A 19,558-nucleotide genomic window follows, 5' to 3' on the forward strand; every position below is an offset into this window, starting at 1 on the left:
CATCGATCCCGATCCGCTGCTCTCGGTCTCCGGCGTCAGCCGCTTCTACGGCGAGCGCATCGGCTGCGCCGATGTCTCCTTCGATCTCTGGCCGGGCGAGGTGCTCGGCATCGTAGGCGAATCCGGCTCGGGTAAATCGACCCTGCTGCGCTGCCTTGCCGGCATCGACGCACCGGACGAGGGCGAAGTGCTGTTCCGAGGCTCCGGTCAGCCGCTCGACATCTATTCGGTCGCCGAGCAGGATCGCCGCCGCCTGATGCGCACGGCCTGGGGCATCGTGCACCAGAACCCGCGCGACGGCCTGCGCATGGACGTCTCGGCCGGCGGCAATGTCGGAGAGCGCCTGATGGACCGCGGCGACCGGCATTACGGCAAGATCCGCGAGCGCGCGCTCGACTGGCTCACCCGTGTCGAGATCGCCGAGAACCGCATCGACGATCGTCCGCGCCAGTTCTCGGGCGGCATGCAGCAGCGCCTGCAGATCGCCCGCGTATTGGTCTCGGAGCCGAAACTCGTCTTCATGGACGAGCCGACCGGCGGCCTCGACGTCTCCGTGCAGGCGCGGCTGCTCGATCTGCTGCGCGTGCTGGTCCGTGATCTCGGTCTGGCCGCCATCATCGTCACGCATGACCTCGCCGTCGCGCGCCTGCTCACCGACCGGCTGATGGTGATGAAGGACGGCCGCGTCGTCGAGCAGGGACTGACCGATCAGGTCCTGGACGACCCCCATCACGCCTACACGCAGTTGCTCACCTCGGCGGTGCTGAGCGTATGAGCGTCACAATCGCGTCACCGGAACCGCGCAAGGCATCCCGACCATGACCACGATGATTCACGTCGAGAACGTCGCCAAGACCTTTACCCTGCACAATCAGGGCGGGGTCCGGCTGCCTGTCTTCGACAATATCAATTTCAGCGTCGACGCCGGCGAGGCGCTCGTCCTGGCCGGAGCCTCCGGCGCCGGCAAGTCGAGCCTGCTGCGCATTCTCTACGGCAACTACCGGCCGAGCTCCGGCCATATCCACATCACCCATGCCGGCCGGGCCATCGACATCGTCGCGGCCGTGCCGCGTACCGTGCTCGATATCCGCCGCCGCACGCTCGGTTTCGTCTCGCAGTTCCTGCGCGTGATCCCGCGCGTTTCGGCGCTCGACATCGTCCGCGATCCGCTGCTGGCACGCGGCGTCTCCCCTGATGAGGCCAGCGCGCGCGCCAAGGCGATTCTCGCTCGGCTGAACCTGCCGGAACGCCTCTGGCACCTCGCGCCCGCCACCTTCTCCGGCGGCGAGCAGCAGCGCGTCAACATCGCCCGCTCCTTCGTCGATCCGGCGCCGATCCTGCTGATCGACGAACCGACCGCCTCGCTCGATGCCGCCAATCGCGACGTCGTGGTTGACCTGATCGGTGAGGCGCGCGCAAACGGGTCCGCCATCGTCGGGATCTTCCATGACGAGGCGGTGCGCGAGCGCGTCGCCACCCGGTATCTCGACATCACCGCATTCCGGAAGGCCGCCTGATGCAGACCGTTCTCACCAATGCCAAGCTGATCCTGGAGAACGAGGTCGTMACCGGCACGATCGCCTTCGACGCAACCGGGATCACCGATGTCGACCAGGGCCGCTCACAATTGCCGGGCGCGATCGACATCGGCGGCGACTATGTCGCGCCCGGCCTCGTCGAGATGCATACCGACAACATGGAAAAGCACTTCATGCCCCGGCCCAAGGTGTTCTGGCCGAACGGGCTTGCAGCCGCGCTGGTCCATGACGCCCAGATGGCGGCCTCCGGGGTCACCACCGTCTATGACGCGGTCTGCGCCGGCACGCCCTTCTCGGCCAAGGATTACCGCAAGGACATCTTCGCCGACGTGATGAAGGCGCTGCGCGAAGGCAAGGCCGCAGGCGTCTTCCGCATCGACCACCGCATCCACATGCGCTGCGAACTGACCAGCCCGGACCTGATGCGCGACATCGAGCCCTATCGCGAGGACGATCTCGTCCAGCTCGTCTCGCTGATGGACCACACGCCCGGCCAGCGCCAGTGGCGCGACATTCAGCACCTGCGCACCTATGCGCTCGGCAACGGCAAGACCGAGGCCGAGTTCGAGGAGGACGTCGCCGTCCGCCAGTCCGAAGGCACGGCCAATGTGCCGAGCAACTGGAGCGCCGTGGTCGAGATGTTCCGGACGCGCGGCATCCCGATCGCAACCCATGACGACACCACGGTCGACCATGTCGAGGCCGGTGTCGCATCGGGCGCCGTGATCTCGGAATTCCCGACCACGATCGAGGCGGCGGCTGCCGCGAAACAGCGTGGACTTGCCACCATCGCCGGCGCACCGAACGTCGTGCGCGGCGGCTCGCATTCCGGCGGCGTCTCGGTCTCCGAACTGGCCGAGAAGGGCCTGCTCGACGGCCTCTCCTCGGATTATGTGCCGGCAAGCCTGCTGCAGGCGGTGCTGAAGCTGCATGCCAGCCATGGCATCGCGCTGCCCGACGCCATGGGCATGGTGACCTGGAAGGTCGCCGACATCCTCGGCCTGAAGGATCGCGGCCATCTCAAGACCGGCCTGCGCGCCGACCTGGTGCGCTTCAAGGCACTCGGTGCGACGCCGGTGATCGCCGCCGTCTGGTCGAAGGGCGAGCGCGCATTTTGAGCACGCCGCGCTACGCTCTCTATTACGCCCCCGCCGCCGACAGCGCCCTCTGGCGCTTCGGCAGCGCCGTGCTGGGCTATGACGCCGTCACCGGCGCGGATGTCCCCGCCCTCGTGCCGCCCGGCTGCGATCACAGCCAGTGGCCGACGCTGACTGAGGAGCCGCGCCGCTACGGTTTCCACGCCACGCTGAAGGCGCCCTTCGAACTGGCTGCCGGTCGCAGCGAAGGCCAGTTGCGCGCCTTCGCCCATAATTATGCGGCAGGCCTCGAGAGCGTCCGTCTCGACGGCCTGTGTCTCACTGCGCTCGGTTCCTTCATCGCGCTGACTCCTTCGGCCGAAAGCCCGGCGCTGCAGCACTTCGCCTTCGCCCTCGTCCAGGCCTTCGAGCCGTTCCGCGCTCCGCTGGCCGAGGCCGACATGGCGCGGCGGCTGAAGCACCCGCTGACCCCGGCCCAGCGCGCCTATCTCGAAGCCTATGGCTATCCCTATGTCGGCGACGCCTTCCGTTTCCACATGACGCTGACCGGCTCGCTGCCGATGGATCAGGGGGCTGCGGTGCAACTCGCCCTCAGCGACGCCTATGCACGGGCCGTTCCGCCGAAGCCCGCCGTGATCGACCGCATCGCGCTGTTCAAGCAGGACACGCGGGCAGGCCGCTTCCGCCTGCTCGACAGTTTCCCGCTGGCCTGATCAGCGATGCGGGCTGAGCGCGGTCAACACGGCGACGAACTCGCCAGCCGCCTCGGCCACGGTCCGGTCGTTCTGGATCGAAACCAGTTGCGCGCGCTCGGTCGTCAGCGGCACCTCACGGGCAAGCCGGGCACGGATATCGGCCTCGCTTTCGCGTCCACGCGCTGCCAGCCGCCTGGCAAGAACCTCGTTCGGGGCGGTGATGTTGACCACCGTCACCTGGCCGGCAAGACGCTCGGCCGCGGGAACGGCCCGGCGCGAGCCATTGGCGATGACCACCTGCCCGCTCGCGATGCCAGCCAGCGCCGCGGCCGGAATGCCGTAGCAAAGGCCATGGGCGCGCCAGCTGAGCGCGAGGGCGCCGCGCGCCTCCGTCGCGTCGAATTCAGCCTCGCTGCAGCTGTCATGGTCCTCCGCGCCGGCCATGGCCTGGCGGGTGATCAGACGGCGGACGAAGGCGAAGCGGCCATCACCTGCCAGCGCGGCACGGGCGGCCTCCATCAACGTGTCCTTGCCCGCTCCGGACGGGCCAACCACCAGCACCAGGACTCCCGATCCTGCGGCCGTCATGGCTGCAGAGGGTTCCAGCAGATCTTGAGAGGATGATGACATGGCGGGCAAGAAACTCGGACTTGAACCTGTGATCGACCCGACCGCTCATGTGCGGCAGGCGACGCTCGGGCGCTACACCGAAATCGGCGCGCGCACCTCCTTCGTCGAGTCGACGATGGGGGACTACTCCTATGTCGTGAACGACTCGAATGTCATTTACACGACAATCGGCAAATTCTGTTCGATTGCGGCCATGACCCGCATCAACCCCGGCAACCACCCGATGCAGCGGGCGAGCCAGTCGCATTTCAGCTACCGCGCCAGCGCTTATTTTGACGATGCCGAGGACGACGCGCCCTTCTTCGCCTGGCGCCGCTCGACGCCGGTGACGATCGGCCACGATGTCTGGATCGGCCATGGCGCGATCGTGCTGGCCGGCCGCTCGATCGGCACGGGCGCAGTCGTCGCCGGCGGCGCCGTCGTCACCAAGGACGTGCCAGCCTACACCATCGTCGCCGGCAACCCGGCCAGGCCGATCCGCAGGCGCTTTCCCGAAGACATCGCCGAGAGGCTGATCGCGCTATCCTGGTGGGACTGGGATCATGCCGCCTTGCGGACCGCACTCGACGATTTCCGGACGCTGCCCGTCGAAGCCTTTCTCGAGCGCTATGAAGGCCTGCGGTGAACCGCTGGCGACTGACAATCCTGCGGCATAGGACCACAGACGCTCCGTCCTGCAGGCAAGAGCCGCAATCTTCTTCGGATATTAACCAGCCATCGCCGAGTTTCGGCCGGCGTGCCGAGGGGGCTCGGCGCATCAGGCTTGAGTAAACGGCTATGGCACCATCCGACGATCTCGCCCGGCGGCGCGACTTCATGAAGCTCGGTCCGGACGCGTTGCGGCGCATCCACGATGTCGAGGACACGCTGCTGGAGGCCCTGCCGGATGCGCTCGGCGCCTTCTATGCACAGGTCCGCGCCTTCCCCGAAACCCGCGTTTTCTTCGGCAGCGACGCCCATATCGAGCACGCGAAGAGCAAGCAGCTCGGCTACTGGGATCGTATCGCCCGGGGCCAGCTCGACGAGGATTATGTCGCCGCCGTCACCACGGTCGGCAAGGTCCACGCCAGGATCGGGCTGGAGCCGCGCTGGTATATCGGCGGCTATGCCCTGCTGCTGGAGCAGCTGATCGGCAAGGTGCTCGAGGCGCGTTGGCCGAAGGGCCGCTTCGGCGGCAAGATCGAAGGCGCCGAGGACCGTGCCGCCGAGATCACCGCCATCGTCAAGGCGACTCTGCTCGACATGGACTATGCCATCTCGGTCTATCTCGAGGCTTCCGAGGCGGCCCGTCTCAAGGTCGAGGCAGAGGCCCGCGCCGTCGAACAGGCCAAGGCGGACGAGCGCGACAGGGTCGTCAGCCTGGTCAGCGAAGGCATGGCCGCGCTCGCCAAGGGCGACCTGACCTTCCGCATGGATGCGGAGATGCCGCCCGAATACGCACTGCTGCGCAGCCATTTCAATCACGCCATGGAACAGCTCGGCGAGATGGTCACGACCATCCAGGCGACGTCGGGCTCGATCGCCACCTCCTCGCAGGAGATCGCGTCCGGTGCCGACGACCTGTCGCGACGCACCGAGGAACAGGCCGCCGCGCTCGAACAGACGGCGGCCACGACCGAAGAGCTCGCCGCGTCCGTCAAGACCTCAGCCCAGTCTTCGCGCGAGTCGGTTGCGCTGGCCGATGACGCCGCCGCCGTCGCCCGCACCGGCGGCACCATCGTCAGCGACGCGATCGATGCCATGACCCGTATCGAGCAGGCCTCGAAGAAGATCTCGGAGATCACCACAGTGATCGACGGCATCGCCTTCCAGACCAATCTTCTCGCGCTCAACGCCGCGGTCGAAGCGGCGCGCGCCGGCGATGCCGGGCGCGGCTTTGCCGTCGTCGCAGCCGAGGTCCGGGCGCTTGCCCAGCGCTCGGCCGAAGCCGCCAAGGACATCACCGGGCTGATCGGATCTTCCGATGCCGAGGTCGCCGAAGGCGTCCGGCTCGTCCGCCTCGCTGGCGGCACGCTGGAGAAGATCGTCGATGCCTCGATGCGCGTCTCCGGCACCGTCAACGAGATCGCGGTGGCGTCCGGCGAACAGGCCAATGGCATCKACGAGATGAGCCAGACCGTCAGCCATATGGATGAGATCACCCAGAGCAACGCGGCTCTCGCCGAACAGAGCGCAGCCTCGGCCCGGACCCTGCTCAGCCAGATCGAGCGGCTGAACCAGCTCGTCGCAGCTTTCCGCACGCAGGAGCAGCGCGCGGCGGCACGGCACCGGGCAGCCTAGGAACCCTGGCCTATCTCCGGACGAGGGCGACGAGATAGACGCTCTCGCCCGCGCCCGGGTTGAAGAAGGACGAATCCGCCGGCGGCCCGAGTTGCAGACAGTCACCCTGCTGCAGGGTGTGGGTGACGCCGCCTTCGCGGAATTCGAGCTCGCCCTGCAGAACCCAGATCTGCTGGCGCTGGAACAGGAAGGCGGCGGCCGGATACGGCACCCGCACACCGGGCGGCAGCGTGATCTGCAGCAGCTCGAGAATATCTCCGGAGGGCGGCGAGATCGTCCGGCGGACGTAGCCGGTTTCCGGATCCTGCCAGACCGGCTGATGGCCATGCCGGCTGATGCGGTCTTCCGAGCGCTCGGCCAGGGCCAACAGCACCGAGAGCGACAGGCCAAAAGCTCCCGACAGCCGCCCGAGCACGGTTGCCGTCGGGCTCGCATCGCCGCGCTCGATCTTGCTGATCATCGCCTTCGAGACGCTTGAACGCTCGGCAAGATCGGCCAGCGACCAGCCGCGCGTGTCCCGTTCGATCCGGATGCGGGCGGCGATGGCCTGATTGGGGTCGTCTTGGCTCTGGGAACGCATGGACTCTCGATGGTCAGCTTCTGAGGCGGGTCCTAAGTTCTTCCGGCGTCTCGCCCGCCCACTCAAGAGGCTCGACCCGAAAAATGATGCCTCATGCCTGAATCGTCTTCTATAGAAGCCAAACGTATACTATAGGAGACGACAGGGCGCCTTCGGACGGTTCCGCACGGRCGCAGAAGGCCGGTGAGCGATGCATCCTGGACTCCGAACTCCCGGCGGGACCACCACCCCCTATTCCGCGAAGGCGAGCTCGCTTGCGCTCCTCCTCCTCGCCGAAACCCTGGCAATGGCGGCCTGGTTCGCCTCGGCCGCGGCGATCGCGGCGATCCGGCGGGAGCAGCCGCTCGACCCGCTGAGCGAAGTGCTGCTCACCAGTTCCGTCCAGGCCGGCTTCGTCCTCGGCACGCTCGCGAGCAGCCTGCTCGGCCTGGCCGACCGCTTCGATCCGCGCCGCCTCTTTGCACTCTCCGGCGCGGCAGCGGCTGCGCTAACCGCTGCGCTCGCGTTGCTGCCGCCGGTCGGGCCGGTGACGATCGCCCTGCGGGTCCTGACCGGCCTGTGCATGGCAGGCATCTACCCGGTCGGCATGCGCATCGCCGCGACCTGGGCGAACAGGGACCTCGGCCTGCTGATCGGCCTCCTGGTCGGCGCCCTCGTCATCGGCTCGGCGAGCCCGCATCTGCTCGGTGCCTTCGAGGGCATAGGCTGGCGCGGCATCTATCTCGGCGCCGCGGCCTCGACGCTATGCGGCGCCGTCCTCATCCTGTTCGCCGGGCTCGGGCCCCATCTCGTCCGACGCGCCGGTCTCGCTCTCGGCCAGTTCGCCCAGGCCTGGCGCAACCCTGCGCTGCGTCTCGCCAATGCCGGCTATTGCGGCCACATGTGGGAGCTCTACGCCATGTGGGCCTGGCTCGGCGTGTTCCTGCAGCAGACCATCGCCGGCCGCGGTCCGCAGGCCGGACACGGCGCAGCCGCAGTGCTGACCTTCTTCGCCGTCGCCTCCGGCGCGCTCGGCGCCTGGCTCGGCGGCTGGCTGGCCGACAGGCTCGGCCGCACCGCTGTCACCATCGGCGCCATGGCGCTCAGCGGCGCCTGCGCGCTTGCGATCGGCTGGCTCGCCGCAGCCCCTGTCATGCTGGCTGTCGTCGCGATCCTCTGGGGCATCTCGGCCGTGGCCGACTCCGCCCAGTTCTCGGCCAGCGTCGCCGAGCTCGCCGAGCCCTCGCTGGTCGGGACCATGATCACGGCGCAGACCTGCGCCGGCTTCCTGGTGACGCTTGTCTCGATTCACCTCGTGCCGCATTTCGTCTCGGCCTTCGGGTGGACGGCGGCCTTCTCGGCGCTGGCGCTCGGCCCCGCCGCCGGCTGCTGGGCGATGTGGCGGCTACGCCGGCTTCCCGAGGCAAGCAGGCTCGCGGGCGGGAACCGCTAAGGCCCCCTAACCCTCCGCTGCCCGCGCCACCGCCTGGCCCAGCCGCGCGATCGCCTCGGCCGCGCCCGCCTTCAGCGTGACGTCCTGCGCCTCGGCATCCCTGGAGAGCTGCTCGCTCAGCGCCGCGAGGCTGACCTCGTTGCCGCTCGCTACGAGCTTCAGCACCGCGTTCGCGAGAACATTCGGCCAATAGGCGGCACCGCCCTTGGCCAGCCCCTTCGCCTTGCGGCCCTCGAACTCCTTGGTGAGTTGCTCCGGCGTCTTCCTGGCCATGTCCGTCTCCGGTTCCTCTGCTGGTTTGGCCCCATGGACGAGACGGAAGCGGCGCGGTCAAGCCCGGTGGCACAACGATGGACCCCGGCGCCTCTCTTCTGGCCGGAGAAGATGCGAAGCGCCGGCCCCTTCCCACCATGCTTGACCTCGTCTCGGGCGCAGCCGCATCCGACGCATGGGCCGCCAACCTCAAAACCGTGATCGTCAGGCCCAAAATCCCTCATGGACCGTTCATTTTACGAGGAATATCCTCTTTTCCGGAGATCTGACCGGGATGGGATGCGCTCGCCCGGCCCAGGTTCCGCCGACGGGCATGCCCCGTCAGGAGGCGATGACCATGACCAAGACCAGCACTGCGCTTGCCCTCGGCCTGTTTGCGCTCGCGGGCGGCGTCGTCCTGCCGGCCGCGACACCGGCCCAGGCCCTGACCATGAAGGAATGCAGCACGAAATATAACGCCGCCAAGACCGGCAATACGCTGGGTGGCCAATCCTGGAACGACTTCCGCAAGAGCCAGTGCAGCGATGCCGCAACGCCGGCCGCCGCAACGCCGGCTGCTGCCCCGACCGCCGCACCAGCCGCCGCCCAGCCGAAGCCGCAGATGGCAGCGCCGGCCGCCGCGCCGGCTCAGGCGAAGCCGCACGCCGCCATGCCAGCCGCCATGGGCAATGCTGTCTTTCCGGCCAAGGTCGACCCGAAATACGCTTCCGAGACCGCCGGCAAGCAGCGTTTCAAGACCTGCAACGACCAGTACAACATCAACAAGGCCAATGGCGGCAATGGCGACCTGAAATGGATCCAGAAGGGCGGCGGCTATTACAGCCAGTGCAACACCAAGCTGAAGGGCGTCTGAGACAGGCGCAAGGCGCCCCGCTTCCCCTCTCCCTGATCTCGGGCCTGCCCGAGATCAGCTCTCGGAAGTATCGAAATCGGGAACATCCGACTTCAATCCGGGAGAGGTGTCCTCGCACCGTCCCGGGAAGTAATTGCCCGGCAGTTTCTTCCCGCCTGCCGGGATTGCGCGTGCAGCAGCACCGAAGACAATCAATAAAGCATTGAGAAACAAAGACTTCTCCGGAAGCGTCGCTGGCCCGCCCCTTGCGTGACGCGTGCAACCAGCCCGGAGGTTGCCATGTCGATTTCAATCTCGTCGTCCCAGCCGGCCACGTCGCTTGCCGATGCCTTCAAGACCGTTGCCAAGGTCGCCGACAAGTCCGCCGCGCAGAAGACGGCGGAAACGGATTTCCTCAAGCACGCCCAGATGACGCCGGCCGAGCGCATGCACACCGCCATGCTCGCCAAGTTCGGTCTGACCAAGGAACAGTTCGACCAGCTCGATCCCAAGGCCAAGGGCGAGATCGCCGACAAGATCCGCGACGAGATCAAGAAGCAGCTGGAAGCAAGCGGCACCATGCGGACCGGCGTGATCACCGACAAGAAGATCTGAACGGGCGCGAGCGCGTCGCGCTTTACAGCGCCACCGCCACGGCATCATCCTGCCCCTCCCCGGTCGGGAGGATGACGCCATGTGTGGACGCTTCAGCCAGGCCTTTACCTGGGAGGAGATCGTCGCCTTCAGCCAGCCGCTGACGGTGCCGACCGAGCGGGCCAATCTCCAGCCGCATTACAATCTCGCGCCGACCGACACGGTGCGGATCATCGTCAGGACGCCGCTCGGCCGCGAACTCATCCCGGCGCGCTGGGGGCTGATTCCGCCCTGGCACAAGGGCAGGCCGAACGAGGTCGGCGCCACTTTCAATGCTCGCGTCGAATCGGTCGCGACGAAGCCGACCTTCCGCTCGGCCTTCAGGAGCCGGCGCTGCATCATCCCAGCCAGCGGCTTCTTCGAATGGACCGGCCCGAAGGGCGACAAGACCCCGCATTTCATCAGCGCCGCCGACGGCGCCCTGCTCGCCTTTGCCGGGCTCTGGGAACGCTGGAAGGACCCGGAGACCGGGCAGGAAATCATCAGCTGCACGATCATCGTGCGCGATCCCGTCGCCGGCATCGCGACACTGCATGACCGCATGCCCTGCATGCTCCACCCCAGGGATTTCGACGTCTGGCTCGATGGCTCCGCCGGCGAAAAGCTGCTGACCGATCCGCCGCCGGCGCTGCGCGACTGGATCGTCGACCGCCGCGTCAACAAGAGCAGCGTCGGCGATGACGATCCCGGGACGATCACGCCGTTGGGTTAGCCGGCTCACGCGAAACCCCGGCTCTTCTGCAATGCCCTGCCTGCAGACCAGGGCGTCGGTCAGCGTCGTTGCGCCGCACGGCCGGGCGGTGCAGGAGCGGCGCAAAAGGGCCGCATGGCCCGGCCGTTCAGGACAACCATCATGCCTCTCGCCTCCCGCGCGCTTGCCGCGGCTTTCGCCTGCCTCCTCCTCTCCTCCCCGGCGTCAGCCGCGATCACCGACCCGGAGATGACCTGCGCCGCCTATCTCAGGAATGGCGGCCACAAGCCGGCTGGCCATGCCGCCAGGGACAGGACACCGGCCGATGTCGCAGCCAGGATCAGGGCGTTTTGTGCCGCCAATCCGAAGATGAAGGCGATGGATGCAGAGATGACGATGACGGGGGATTGAGCCGGGCGAGGCTCGATCGTGGCTACACGTCCAGCAGGCTTTACTCTGTCATCGCGGCTGGGCGAGCCGGCCCGGCAGTCGCCTGCCAGCCCGGCTCTGACCGGGGGGCGGACGAAACCAAGCTCACCTCGGCTGGTCCCATCAGAGCGCCGACGTTCAAGAGATTCAACACCGGCTTTCGGCGCATTGCTCAACCCAAGGGATGAACCACGCCAGCACCATAACGATGAGTCAGCTGGTTGATGCCGCACAGTGGCTATCAAATACGTGACGTGACATTTCGAGGGTGCCATTCGGGGCGGGCTTCCTGCTCCCGGCAATCCCACCGCTAGTGACTTCCTGGCCGTGGCGCGGCAACCGCTATTCTGAAATCCAATCTGTCACCATTTGATCCTTCGTTCATTGCCATTTGATTGTTCGCGCTACAATAAGCTCGCCGCTTGACTCCCCCCGCCCTGATCCCCTACCCCCATCGACGGGACACGCCGCCCCAACGCGGCGCGCCCATCTGTAAGGATGGAGACATCGATGGCGAATACTGTTCCGGCCACGCGTCCGCGCGTGCCGCATTTCTCGTCCGGCCCCTGCGCCAAGCGCCCCGGCTGGTCCCTTAAAGCCCTGTCAGATGCGGCGCTCGGCCGCTCGCACCGTGCCAAGATCGGCAAGGACAAGCTCAAGCTTGCGATCGACCTGACCCGTGAGATCCTGCAGGTGCCGGCGGATTACCGCATCGGCATCGTGCCCGCCTCCGATACCGGCGCGGTCGAGATGGCGATGTGGTCGCTGCTCGGAGCCCGCGGCGTCGACATGCTCGCCTGGGAGAGCTTTGGCGAGGGATGGGTGACCGATGTCGCCAAGCAGCTCAAGCTCAGCGATGTCCGCATCTTCAATGCGCCCTATGGCGAGCTGCCGAACCTGAAAAAGGTCGACACGAAGGACCGCGACGTCGTCTTCACCTGGAACGGCACGACGTCCGGCGTCCGCGTCATCGACGCGAGCTGGATCGCCGATGACCGCGAGGGCCTGACGATCTGCGACGCAACCTCGGCCGCCTTTGCCCAGCGCCTCGACTGGGAGAAGCTCGATGTCACGACCTTCTCCTGGCAGAAGGTTCTGGGCGGCGAAGCGGCCCATGGCATGATCGTGCTCTCACCACGCGCCGTCGAACGCCTCCTGACCTACAAGCCGGCCTGGCCGCTGCCGAAGGTTTTCCGCATGACCTCCGGCGGCAAGCTCTCCGAGGGCATTTTTGTCGGCGAGACGATCAACACGCCCTCGATGCTCGCGGTCGAGGACTATCTCGATGCGCTGCACTGGGCGAAGAAGGTCGGCGGGCTGGACGGACTGGTGAAGCGCGCCGACGGCAATGCCCGCGTGCTCGCCAAGTTCGTGCGCGAGAATGACTGGATCGATTTCCTCGCGGTGAAGCCGAAGACGCGCTCGAACACCTCGGTCTGCCTGAAGTTCACCGACCCGGCGGTGACGGCACTGCCGGCCGACGCGCAGGCGGCCTTTGCCAAGCAGGTGGTGTCGATCATCGAGAAGGCCGGCGCTGGCTTCGATCTCGGGCATTATCGCGACGCCCCTCCCGGCCTGCGGATCTGGTGCGGCGCAACCGTGCAGAGCCGCGATCTGAAGGCGCTGCTGCCCTGGATCACCTATGCCTTCAACGAGGCCAAGGCCGGGTTGAAGAAGGCGGCGTAACGCTGTCGCGCCGAGCTGCACGTCATGGTCGGGCTTGTCCCGACCATCGCCGCTTGCGACGCCGATGACGGGCCGGACGATGACAGCAGGTCGGGCCAGTCCTTTTGCCCAGACGCGGGCCTGACCCGCGCGAAGACGTGGATGGTCGCCGCAAGCGGCGGCCATGACGACCTTCTCCATTTTAGCCCGCTCTCCGCGCGGGCAACCGAGGGATTCCCATGACCGCTCCCAAAGTCCTGATTTCGGACGCTCTTTCTCCCGCCGCCGTGCAGATCTTCAAGGATCGCGGCATCGACGTGACCTTCGATCCGAGCCTCGGCAAGGACAAGGACAAGCTCGCCGCGATCATCGGCGAGTATGACGGCCTCGCCATCCGCTCGGCGACCAAGGCCACCGCCAAGCTCCTGGAGCAGGCGAAGAATCTCAAGGTCATCGGCCGCGCCGGCATCGGCGTCGACAATGTCGAGATCCCGGCGGCGACCGCGCGCGGCATCATCGTGATGAACACGCCCTTCGGCAATTCGATCACCACTGCCGAGCATGCCATCGCCATGATGTTCGCGCTCGCCCGGCAGATCCCCTCCGCCGACCTCTCGACCCAGGCCGGCAAGTGGGAGAAGAACCGCTTCATGGGCGTCGAGATCACCGCCAAGACGCTCGGCCTGATCGGCTGCGGCAATATCGGCTCGATCGTCGCCGAGCGCGGCATCGGCCTGAAGATGCGCGTCATCGCCTTCGACCCCTATCTCTCGCCGGAACGCGCCGTGCAGCTCGGCGTCGAGAAGGTCGAGCTCGACGAGTTGCTGAAGCGTGCGGATTTCATCACCCTGCACGTGCCGATGACCGAGAAGACGAAGAACATCCTCTCGGCCGAGAATCTCGCCAAGACCAAGAAGGGCGTGCGCATCATCAACTGCGCGCGCGGCGGCCTGGTCGACGAGGCAGCACTCGCCGAGCTGATCAAGTCCGGCCATGTCGCGGGCGCCGCCTTCGACGTGTTCTCGGCTGAGCCGGCCGAGACGAACCCGCTCTTCGGGCTGGAGAACGTCGTCTGCACGCCGCATCTCGGCGCCTCGACCAATGAGGCGCAGGAGAATGTCGCGCTCCAGGTCGCCGAGCAGATGTCGGACTACCTGCTCAAGGGCGCGATCACCAATGCGGTCAACTTCCCGTCGATCTCGGCCGAGGAAGCGCCGCGGATCAAGCCCTTCGTCGCGCTGGCCGAAAAGCTCGGCTCGTTCCTCGGACAGCTGACCGAAGCCGCCGTGAAGGGCATCCGCATCGAGTATGAGGGCGCGGTMGCCCAGCTCAATCTGAAGGCGATCTCGGCCGCCGCGATCACCGGCGTGCTGCGGCCCTTCCTGCCCGAGATCAACATGGTCAACGCCGCGATGATCGCCAAGGAGAAGGGCATCGTCGTCGAGGAGATGACACGCGAGGTCGCCGGCAATCTCGAGAGCGTCATCCGCATCGTCGTCGATGCCGAGGACATGCCGCGCCATGCCTCCGGCACGGTGTTCCAGGACGGCAAGCCGCGCATCGTCGAGATCCGCGACATCCAGGTCGATGCCGAGTTCGCGCCGCACATGCTCTATGTCCGCAATGCCGACAAGCCGGGCTTCATCGGTCAGTTCGGCTCGCTGCTCGGCGCGGCCGGCGTCAATGTCGCGACCTTCAGCCTTGGCCGCGACAAGCCGGGCGGGGATGCGATCTGCTATGTCGCCGTCGACGAGGCGATCTCGGACGAGCTGCTCGCCAAGATCCACGAGATCCCGATGGTGAAGCGGGCGCGCCGGCTGAAGTTCTGAAGCCGCCGGCATCGCGTCCAAACGGCGCCGCAATCCAGATCCCCTGTGGCCCCGCCACAGGGGATTTTTCATGCCGCGATTCGCCGCTCTCGCCCTCGCCTGCCTCGTTGCCACGCCAGCTCTCGCCGACTGGGACAGGGCAAAGCTCGACAGCGGCATCAAGACCATCGAACAGGATGCCAGGGGCCGCCTCGGTGTCGCGCTGATCGATCTGAAGGACCGCAAGAGCTGGTCGCATCGCGGGCAGGAGCGCTTCCCGATGCAGAGCGTCTTCAAGCTGCCGCTCGCGATCGCGGTGCTGCAGGCGGTCGAGGCCGGCAAGCTCGGGCTCGACCAGGAGATCCGCGTGAAGCGCACCGAGCTCGCGCCCTACTGGAGCCCGATGAAGAAGGGCTTCAAGGGTGAGGAACAGGGCTACACGGTCACGGATCTTCTGACCCGCTCGACCGGGGCAAGCGACAACAGCGCCGCCGACGTGCTGATGAAGCGGACCGGCGGGCCGAAGGTCGTCACGACGATGCTGAACGAGGGCGGCATCGCCGGAATTTCGGTCGATCGCTATGAGCGCGAATTCCAGCCCGAGATCGCCGGCCTGCCGGCCTTCGCCTGGGATGAGGTCATCGACGACGAAGCCTTCGAGGCCGCGATCGCGGCCATGCCGAGGGAGAAGCGGCGCCCGGCGCTGGAGAGCTATATCAAGGGCGAAGCTCGGGATTCCGCCACGCCCGAGGCCTCGATCGCCTTTCTCGAAGGCCTCGCCAGGGGCAACTGGCTGCGCGAGCCGGCGCATGACCGGCTTCTGACCGAGATCCTCTTGAAATCACCGACCGGCGCCCAGCGGGTCAGGGCCGGCGTCCCCGCTGGCGCGAGTTTCGCGCATAAGACCGGCACCGGCGACACGCTCGACGGCATCAACAGCGCCACCAACGATATCGGGATCGTCGCTCTGCCCGACGGGCGGCGTTTCGCGATCGCGGTCTATCTTGCCGGCGCGCAGGCCGATGCCACAGCGCGCGAAGCGGCGCATGCAGCCGTGGCGAAGCTCGCGGTCGAGAGCCTGAACTAAAGCATCGGCCCGAAAAGTGGAGTGCGGTTTTCGGGAAAGCGATGCAAATACAGGAGGTTAGATCATCGGACTGGATATATATGATATCCGATCCGTTGATCTAAGGGATCACGCCCTGGAGGCGCGATGTTCGGCGATCCAGATGCCGCCGAGCACCAGCGTCAGCGCCAGCCCGTGATAGAGCGCGAGTCGCTCGCCCAGGATCAGCACGGCGAGCATCGGTGCGAAGACCGGCACCAGGTTGACGAAGACGCCGGCCCGGCCAGGTCCGATCAGCTCGACCGCGCGCAGGAAGAAGAGCTGGGAGAGCAGCGACGGCCCGAGCACGACAAAGGCCAGGATCGCCCAGCCTTCGTGGGTCGGCCAGATGACGCTGCCGTTCCAGATTTCGAGCCCGAGCAGCGGCAGTGAGACGATGCCGGCGACGATCGCCATCGCCGTGAAGAAGACCAGCCCCGGCACGGCCGGACGCGAGCGGATCCCGACCGTGTAGCCGGCATAGAAGACGCAGCCGATGATCATCCAAACATCGCCCGGCACGAAACTGAAATTCGCCAGCGTCGCGAAGTCTCCGCGGCTCGCCGTCACCACGACGCCAAGCATGGTGACTGCGACGCCGATCGCCTGCATCCAGCCGATCGGCGTGCGATAGGCGATGAAGGCCCCGATCAGCACATAGACCGGGATCGAGCCCTGCAGAATCCCGATATTGATCGCGGTCGTCGAATAGGCCGCGAGGTACATCAGCGCGTTGAAGGCGGTGAAGCCAAGGGCGCCGAGCATGATGATCCGCCAGCGATGCGCCAGCAGGACCGGGGCATAGTGCTTCAGCTCGCGCCGCAGCATCAACGGCAGGATCGCGCAGACGAATACCCAGCGCAGCGAGGTCAGCGCCATTGGCGAGATCTGCCCCACGGCAAGCCGGCTCGCCACGGCATTGCCGCCCCACATCAAGGTGGTGAGGATCAGGAGCAGGTAGGCGTTGCCCCAGACACGCTGCGGCAGGGAGGTGGCTGGGGACAAGGTTGCGGCCTGTGCGGGGGCGGAATGCGCTTCAATAGCCTTGTGTCCCCGTCGCATCCTATGAGATGAGGCGCAAGGCTGCCCGTCGCCCGACGCATCCCTCCCAAGAGGCGTTTGCCACCATGCTGCATGTTTCGAGACCGCTGCGCCTGCTCGTCGTCGATGGCAACACACGGGAGCAGCGCGAGAGCCATGCTGCCGGCTATGGCAGCCAACCGGGCGAAGCCTATGCCGATGTCGTGCGCTCGATCGCGCCCGAGAGCATCACCGATATCTGCCTGCCCGCCGATGCCGGCGCGAACCTGCCGGACGGTGCGGGGCTCTCGTCCTATGACGGCATCTTCCTCACCGGTTCAGCCCTGCACATCTACAACCTCGAACCGTCGGTCACGCGCCAGATCGAGCTGATGCGGGCGATCTATGCCAGCGGCACGCCCAGTTTCGGCTCCTGCTGGGGCATCCAGATKGGCGCGGTCGCCGCCGGCGGCACCGTCGTCGCCAACCCCAGGGGCCGCGAGATCGGCGTCGCCCGCAAGATCACCCTGACCGAGGCCGGGCGCTCGCATCCGCTGCTCGCCGGTCGCCCGCTCAGCTTCGATGCGCCCGCAATCCATCTCGACACCATCGCCCTGCCCCCGGCGGATACGACGGTCCTCGCCTCGAATGCCTACAGCGCCGTGCATGCAGCCGAGATCCGCCATGACGGCGGCACCTTCTGGGGCGTGCAATATCATCCCGAATTCCCGCTCGGTCAGGTCGCCTCGATCCTCGGGCGCATGGTGCCAGCCCTGATCGCGGAAGGTTTCCGCAAGGACGAAGCGGCGGCGCAGAGCTGGCTTGCCGATCTCTACGCGCTCGATGCCGAGCCGACGCGGCATGATCTCGCCTGGGCTCACGGCCTCGATGAAGAGGTTCTGGACAGCGAGCGGCGCGTGACCGAATTGCGGAATTTCATCGCACATCGCGTCAAGCCTCACATGAGCATGCGCGCCAGGGCCTGAAAGCCAGGGCACATCCGCATTCCGGCCCAATTCCGCCTTGGCCGCGCCGAATTCCGACGCGCCAATTCGCCGCACTGATTTGCCTCGGGGGGAATGCCTGATGATGAGCCGACTTGCCGCCGCCCTGATCTTCGCGCCGAGCCTTGCAAGCGCAGCCGAGATCGAACTGCCGACGCGGATCGACCGGGTCACGGTCTATCCCGACGGCGCGGTGGTGACGCGGCTCGGCAAGGCCGAATTGCTGCAGGGGGCCTCGCAGGTCGTGCTGCGTGGCCTGCCGGCGGCGGTCGATCCCGCCTCGATCCGTGTCGAAGGCAAGGGTGACGGCGCCTTCGCGATTGGCGCGGTCGATGTCCGCCCCGTTCCCGGCGATGCCAGGCAGGGCCTCGATGCGGTGATCGAGACCAAGCTCAAGGCCCTGCGCGAGCAGAAGGAGACGCTAGAAGGTCAGGTCAGCGCGATCGAAGCCAAACGCGGGACCATCGAGCGTTTCGGCCAGACGGGCCCCGACAAGCTCGGCCCCGACGGCAAGGCACTGCCGATCAGCGACTGGCCGGCCGTGTTCGACGCGATCGGCACCGCGCTGGTCAAGGTCAATGACGAGCTGCGCATCGCCCGCAGCCGCGTCTCGGATACGCAGGCTGAAATCGAGGCTCTGGAGCGCACAAGGCCACAGGCCGGCCGCGGCAATGCACCCAAGCGCGACGTCGCGATCGCGGTCGAGGCCAAGGCCCCGCTCGCAGCCGAGTTCACCGTCAGCTACCGCGTCACCAGCGCGAACTGGCTGCCGAGCTATGAGGCCAGGCTGGCGACCGGCAGCGCCGCCGCCAAGCCCGAGATCACCTTCATTCGCCGCGCGGAGCTGCGCCAGCGCACCGGCGAGGACTGGACCGACGTCGCGCTGACCCTCTCGACCACGCGCTCGGCGGGCGGCACGCGCGCACCCGAGCTCGCCCCGGTGCAGGTCGCCTTCCTCGATGCGGCGGTTCTCTATGAGAGCCGCACACGCGTCAGTGCCGCGCCGGCCCCGATGGCGGCGGCCAAGGCGAGGGCCGAAGCCGAATTCGAGGCCGCGAAGTCGCGCAAGATGGCGGATTCAGCGCGCCCGGCAGAAGTCCAGACGGCCCAGGTCGAGACCAGTACCTATCAGGCGAGCTTCATCGTGCCTGGCCGCGTCACAGTCCCCCAGGGCGCGACGTCCAAGGCCGTGGTGCTGAGCCAGGGCCAGGTCAGCCCGACGCTCCTGGCCCGCGCCACGCCGGAGCTTGAGGAGAAAGCCTATCTCGAAGCCGTCTTCCTCCACGAGGACGAGGCACCGCTGCTTCCAGGCGAGGTCCTGCTGCACCGTGACGGCGCCTATATCGGCCGCGGCCGGCTCGGGCTGGTCGCGCCCGGCGACAAGGTCGAGCTCGGCTTCGGCGCAGATGACAAGCTCAAGGTCAGCCGCGCCCCGGTGCGCCGCCGGGAGAACGAGCCGACCTGGCTTGGCCAGACGCGCACGGATCTGCGCGAATTCAGGACTGTGGTGAAGAGCCTCCACGCTCAACCGGTCAAGGTCACCGTCATGGAACGCGTGCCCTTCTCGGAGAACAGTTCGATCACGGTCGAGACCCTGCCGCAGACTACGCCGCCCACCGAGAAACAGGTCGGCGACAAGCGCGGCGTCTCGGCCTGGACCTTCGATCTCGCCCCCGGCGCGGAGAAGGAGATCAAGCTCGCCTACCGCCTGAAATGGCCGGGGGACCGCGAGGTCACGTTCGAACCCAGGCCAATCCAGCCGGCGGACATGCCGCGCCCGCTGGCGCAGAACTGACTGGATGATCGGCGCGGATCTCGTATCCGG

The 19,558-nt window shown here is 67.0% G+C and carries 20 protein-coding genes; 16 read left to right on the forward strand and 4 right to left on the reverse strand.

Going from position 1 to position 19,558, the window contains the following annotated elements:
- Position 1 precedes the first annotated feature (1 nt).
- The 4 genes from phnK to AC1DIO_RS00505 are packed head-to-tail and all read left to right on the forward strand — an operon-like array spanning position 2 to position 3,348.
- A complete protein-coding gene (phnK, locus tag AC1DIO_RS00490) occupies positions 2-775 on the forward strand; it encodes a phosphonate C-P lyase system protein PhnK (protein WP_201788699.1) in 774 nt (257 codons plus the stop codon).
- A 43-nt stretch (positions 776-818) separates the two neighbouring features.
- On the forward strand, positions 819-1,517 hold the full coding sequence (gene phnL, locus AC1DIO_RS00495; RefSeq protein WP_441504397.1) for a phosphonate C-P lyase system protein PhnL: 699 nt from the start codon (positions 819-821) through the stop codon (positions 1,515-1,517).
- The gene (locus tag AC1DIO_RS00500) at positions 1,517-2,656 is read left to right on the forward strand and encodes an alpha-D-ribose 1-methylphosphonate 5-triphosphate diphosphatase (protein WP_441504396.1); all 1,140 of its coding nucleotides are present in this window, start codon (positions 1,517-1,519) and stop codon (positions 2,654-2,656) included. The genes phnL and AC1DIO_RS00500 overlap by 1 nt, the downstream gene beginning before the upstream one ends.
- On the forward strand, positions 2,653-3,348 hold the full coding sequence (locus AC1DIO_RS00505) for a DUF1045 domain-containing protein (protein ID WP_441487987.1): 696 nt from the start codon (positions 2,653-2,655) through the stop codon (positions 3,346-3,348). Before AC1DIO_RS00500 ends, AC1DIO_RS00505 begins: the two co-directional genes overlap by 4 nt.
- On the opposite strand, the gene phnN is transcribed toward AC1DIO_RS00505, so the two are convergent.
- Positions 3,349-3,918 (reverse strand): phosphonate metabolism protein/1,5-bisphosphokinase (PRPP-forming) PhnN, encoded by a 570-nt coding sequence (gene phnN, locus AC1DIO_RS00510; protein ID WP_441487986.1) that lies wholly within the window; start codon positions 3,916-3,918, stop codon positions 3,349-3,351.
- Between the two features lie 40 nt (positions 3,919-3,958).
- Here phnN and AC1DIO_RS00515 point away from each other — a divergent pair, with 40 nt between their 5' ends.
- Both AC1DIO_RS00515 and AC1DIO_RS00520 read left to right on the forward strand, forming a co-directional pair.
- Positions 3,959-4,585 carry an LbetaH domain-containing protein gene (locus tag AC1DIO_RS00515; RefSeq protein WP_441487985.1) on the forward strand — a complete coding sequence of 209 codons (627 nt, stop codon included), beginning with the start codon at positions 3,959-3,961 and terminating at the stop codon, positions 4,583-4,585.
- A 152-nt stretch (positions 4,586-4,737) separates the two neighbouring features.
- Positions 4,738-6,240, forward strand: a complete 1,503-nt coding sequence (locus AC1DIO_RS00520; RefSeq protein WP_476852994.1) for a methyl-accepting chemotaxis protein — start codon at positions 4,738-4,740, stop codon at positions 6,238-6,240.
- Between the two features lie 10 nt (positions 6,241-6,250).
- Here the strand turns inward: AC1DIO_RS00520 and AC1DIO_RS00525 are convergent, their stop codons facing one another.
- A complete protein-coding gene (locus tag AC1DIO_RS00525; protein WP_441504393.1) occupies positions 6,251-6,820 on the reverse strand; it encodes a helix-turn-helix domain-containing protein in 570 nt (189 codons plus the stop codon).
- Positions 6,821-7,010: 190 nt separating this feature from the next.
- Here AC1DIO_RS00525 and AC1DIO_RS00530 point away from each other — a divergent pair, with 190 nt between their 5' ends.
- Positions 7,011-8,252: an MFS transporter gene (locus AC1DIO_RS00530; protein ID WP_441504392.1), complete on the forward strand. Its 1,242-nt coding sequence runs from the start codon at positions 7,011-7,013 to the stop codon at positions 8,250-8,252.
- 6 nt (positions 8,253-8,258) lie between these two features.
- On the opposite strand, the gene AC1DIO_RS00535 is transcribed toward AC1DIO_RS00530, so the two are convergent.
- On the reverse strand, positions 8,259-8,525 hold the full coding sequence (locus tag AC1DIO_RS00535) for a hypothetical protein (RefSeq protein WP_441504391.1): 267 nt from the start codon (positions 8,523-8,525) through the stop codon (positions 8,259-8,261).
- Positions 8,526-8,862: 337 nt separating this feature from the next.
- Between AC1DIO_RS00535 and AC1DIO_RS00540 the strand changes: the two genes are divergently transcribed.
- The 7 genes from AC1DIO_RS00540 to bla all read left to right on the forward strand — a co-directional run bounded on the left by AC1DIO_RS00540 (position 8,863) and on the right by bla (position 15,691).
- Positions 8,863-9,378 (forward strand): hypothetical protein, encoded by a 516-nt coding sequence (locus AC1DIO_RS00540; protein WP_441504390.1) that lies wholly within the window; start codon positions 8,863-8,865, stop codon positions 9,376-9,378.
- A gap of 279 nt (positions 9,379-9,657) precedes the next feature.
- Positions 9,658-9,972: a hypothetical protein gene (locus tag AC1DIO_RS00545; RefSeq protein WP_069879203.1), complete on the forward strand. Its 315-nt coding sequence runs from the start codon at positions 9,658-9,660 to the stop codon at positions 9,970-9,972.
- A 79-nt stretch (positions 9,973-10,051) separates the two neighbouring features.
- Entirely contained in the window at positions 10,052-10,723 is a 672-nt protein-coding gene (locus AC1DIO_RS00550) for an SOS response-associated peptidase (protein WP_441504389.1), read from the forward strand.
- Positions 10,724-10,864: 141 nt separating this feature from the next.
- Positions 10,865-11,113 (forward strand): hypothetical protein, encoded by a 249-nt coding sequence (locus AC1DIO_RS00555; RefSeq protein WP_441487978.1) that lies wholly within the window; start codon positions 10,865-10,867, stop codon positions 11,111-11,113.
- 528 nt (positions 11,114-11,641) lie between these two features.
- Positions 11,642-12,817, forward strand: a complete 1,176-nt coding sequence (locus tag AC1DIO_RS00560) for a phosphoserine transaminase (RefSeq protein WP_441504388.1) — start codon at positions 11,642-11,644, stop codon at positions 12,815-12,817.
- Between the two features lie 218 nt (positions 12,818-13,035).
- Positions 13,036-14,625: a phosphoglycerate dehydrogenase gene (gene serA, locus AC1DIO_RS00565; protein ID WP_441504387.1), complete on the forward strand. Its 1,590-nt coding sequence runs from the start codon at positions 13,036-13,038 to the stop codon at positions 14,623-14,625.
- 70 nt (positions 14,626-14,695) lie between these two features.
- Positions 14,696-15,691, forward strand: coding sequence for a class A beta-lactamase (gene bla, locus AC1DIO_RS00570; protein ID WP_441504386.1), 996 nt, complete (start codon positions 14,696-14,698; stop codon positions 15,689-15,691).
- Positions 15,692-15,799: 108 nt separating this feature from the next.
- Here the strand turns inward: bla and AC1DIO_RS00575 are convergent, their stop codons facing one another.
- Positions 15,800-16,714, reverse strand: a complete 915-nt coding sequence (locus AC1DIO_RS00575) for a DMT family transporter (protein ID WP_441504385.1) — start codon at positions 16,712-16,714, stop codon at positions 15,800-15,802.
- A gap of 122 nt (positions 16,715-16,836) precedes the next feature.
- Between AC1DIO_RS00575 and AC1DIO_RS00580 the strand changes: the two genes are divergently transcribed.
- Both AC1DIO_RS00580 and AC1DIO_RS00585 read left to right on the forward strand, forming a co-directional pair.
- Positions 16,837-17,715, forward strand: a complete 879-nt coding sequence (locus AC1DIO_RS00580; protein ID WP_476852995.1) for a type 1 glutamine amidotransferase — start codon at positions 16,837-16,839, stop codon at positions 17,713-17,715.
- Positions 17,716-17,815: 100 nt separating this feature from the next.
- The gene (locus AC1DIO_RS00585) at positions 17,816-19,528 is read left to right on the forward strand and encodes a mucoidy inhibitor MuiA family protein (protein ID WP_476852996.1); all 1,713 of its coding nucleotides are present in this window, start codon (positions 17,816-17,818) and stop codon (positions 19,526-19,528) included.
- The last annotated feature ends 30 nt before the right edge of the window (positions 19,529-19,558 follow it).

This window comes from Allobosea sp. 05T439 (assembly GCF_056396005.1).

Bases quoted from the DNA above. Each gene is read 5' to 3' on its own strand.
- phnN (WP_441487986.1), bottom strand. From the start codon at position 3,918: ATGACGGCCGCAGGATCGGGAGTCCTGGTGCTGGTGGTTGGCCCGTCC.
- phnL (WP_441504397.1), top strand. From the start codon at position 819: ATGACCACGATGATTCACGTCGAGAACGTCGCCAAGACCTTTACCCTG.
- AC1DIO_RS00545 (WP_069879203.1), top strand. From the start codon at position 9,658: ATGTCGATTTCAATCTCGTCGTCCCAGCCGGCCACGTCGCTTGCCGAT.
- AC1DIO_RS00540 (WP_441504390.1), top strand. From the start codon at position 8,863: ATGACCAAGACCAGCACTGCGCTTGCCCTCGGCCTGTTTGCGCTCGCG.
- AC1DIO_RS00560 (WP_441504388.1), top strand. From the start codon at position 11,642: ATGGCGAATACTGTTCCGGCCACGCGTCCGCGCGTGCCGCATTTCTCG.
- AC1DIO_RS00550 (WP_441504389.1), top strand. From the start codon at position 10,052: ATGTGTGGACGCTTCAGCCAGGCCTTTACCTGGGAGGAGATCGTCGCC.
- bla (WP_441504386.1), top strand. From the start codon at position 14,696: ATGCCGCGATTCGCCGCTCTCGCCCTCGCCTGCCTCGTTGCCACGCCA.
- AC1DIO_RS00555 (WP_441487978.1), top strand. From the start codon at position 10,865: ATGCCTCTCGCCTCCCGCGCGCTTGCCGCGGCTTTCGCCTGCCTCCTC.
- AC1DIO_RS00525 (WP_441504393.1), bottom strand. From the start codon at position 6,820: ATGCGTTCCCAGAGCCAAGACGACCCCAATCAGGCCATCGCCGCCCGC.
- AC1DIO_RS00585 (WP_476852996.1), top strand. From the start codon at position 17,816: ATGATGAGCCGACTTGCCGCCGCCCTGATCTTCGCGCCGAGCCTTGCA.
- AC1DIO_RS00535 (WP_441504391.1), bottom strand. From the start codon at position 8,525: ATGGCCAGGAAGACGCCGGAGCAACTCACCAAGGAGTTCGAGGGCCGC.
- AC1DIO_RS00515 (WP_441487985.1), top strand. From the start codon at position 3,959: ATGGCGGGCAAGAAACTCGGACTTGAACCTGTGATCGACCCGACCGCT.
- AC1DIO_RS00530 (WP_441504392.1), top strand. From the start codon at position 7,011: ATGCATCCTGGACTCCGAACTCCCGGCGGGACCACCACCCCCTATTCC.